This is a genomic window from Rhodococcus sp. NPDC059969 (assembly GCF_042738325.1).
GTDB lineage: Bacteria > Actinomycetota > Actinomycetes > Mycobacteriales > Mycobacteriaceae > Rhodococcus_F.
The window spans coordinates 1-1,614 of the sequence record NZ_JBHWUF010000036.1; the positions used below are offsets into that span (position 1 = coordinate 1).

The window sequence follows — 1,614 nt, forward strand, 5'->3', positions numbered from 1 at the left end:
AGACACCACTCCTTGCAAAATTCGTCACAGCTGTTCTCAACGGGGCGGGCCCGGCCACCAGGTGGGGTGACCGGGCCTACAGGGCCGTTCAGTTGGGCGTCGGCGCGTCCGAGTGCTGGCGCACCGGCATCACCAGGTAGCGCAGGGCGCCCCGGTCGGAGTCGGGCGTGTGGAGGAGCACCGGCCGGTCGGGCCGGGTCAGACTCAGCTGCACCGTGCGGGACTTGAGGGCCCGCAGGCCGCCGAGCAGGTACGTCGGGCTGAGGGCCAGTCGAATCGGCTCACCCTTGACGGAGCGGGCGTCCAGCTCGTCCCGGGTCCGCGCCTCGTAGCGGGATCCGCCCGCGATGACGACGGGAGCGCCGGGCTGGATCGTGAGGCAGACCGGGACGTAGTCGCCCGCCACGGCGACGGCGCGGCGCACCACTTCGACCAGTGCCATGCGGTCCAGCACCGCGGCGGTCGCGAAGGACTTGGGGGTGAGCTTGCCGAGGTCCGGGTAGTGGGTGGCCTCCAGCGGCGTGTGGGCGACGGTCATGCCAGGCGTCGAAACGGAAAACCGCTGCCCCTCCGCGGCGGGCAGGCCGATGGTCACGGTCTCGGCGTGCCGGAGGTCGGCGGCCGTGGCGCGCAGTGCCTTGCCGGGGACGAGGCAGAGCGAGGAGGGGGCCCGGCGGGCGGTCCGCTCGATCGGGATGGACCGGAAGGAGGCGCGGTGCCGGTCGGTGGAGGACAGCCGCAGCTCGTGGCCGGCCAGTTCGACGCGGATGCCGCAGAGCATGGGCAGCGTGTCGTCGGTCCCGACGGTCACGGCGACCTGGTTGACGGCCGCCGCGAAGTCCCGGCCGCTGACCGTCCCGACAGTCCTGGGCAGCTCGGGCATCGCCGGGTAATCGGCGTCCAGGAGCGGGACGGAGACGCTGCTCGCGCCGAAGGCGAAGTTCGCCATGCCGGTGTCGACGGTGATGTCGAGCGGGGCCTTGGGCGGGAGGGTGCGGGCGATGGCGGTGAGCATCCGGCCGGGCAGGACGGCGGTGCCGGCCAGGTGCACGGCCGCCGGGACTGTGGTGCGCACCCCGATCGTCGGGTCGCCGGAGGCGGTGAGGTGGAGCTGCTGTCCGTCGGCGGTCAGCTGGAGCCCGGCCGCGATCGGCTCGGTGGGCCGGGCGGGGATGCGGCGGCCGACCAGGCGCAGGGCGTCGGTCAGGGTCTCGGTGGTGAGGGTGAGCTTCATGCGGCGGTGCTCCTTCCAGAGGACTGCGGACGCGGGGAGGGCGTGGGGTGGAGGTCGATCGGGCCGGGCCCGTACGTGCCGGGCGCGGGCGGGGCCAGGACGGCCTTGAGCTGGCCCCGGTAGAACAGCCGGCCGTCGTCTCCGAGCTCGAAGGGGACGGGCTCCGGCTCGCCCTTGGGGCGCGGGACCGGCTCGTACACCGGGACGGTGTCGATCCGCTCGCCGTCGATGAGGAGCCCGCGGTGGTCGCAGCGGATGACGTGGCCGTAGCGGTGGACTTCGAGGGCCTGGCGGTTGGCGGTCTTGTCCTCGCGGTCCCAGCGCCACGGGCGCAGGTAGTCGCTCATGCCGCCATCTCCAGCTCCGTGCCGGTGATGGCC

2 protein-coding genes are annotated in these 1,614 nt (G+C 73.5%); both read right to left on the reverse strand.

Features of this window, described 5'->3' with window-relative positions:
• Nucleotides 1-88: 88 nt before the first annotated feature.
• The gene (dnaN, locus tag ACFWAD_RS29865; RefSeq protein WP_378550458.1) at nt 89-1,234 is read right to left on the reverse strand and encodes a DNA polymerase III subunit beta; all 1,146 of its coding nucleotides are present in this window, start codon (nt 1,232-1,234) and stop codon (nt 89-91) included.
• A partial coding sequence (locus tag ACFWAD_RS29870) for a hypothetical protein (RefSeq protein WP_378550461.1) occupies nt 1,231-1,614 on the reverse strand: 384 nt, incomplete at its 5' end. The genes dnaN and ACFWAD_RS29870, both read right to left, overlap by 4 nt.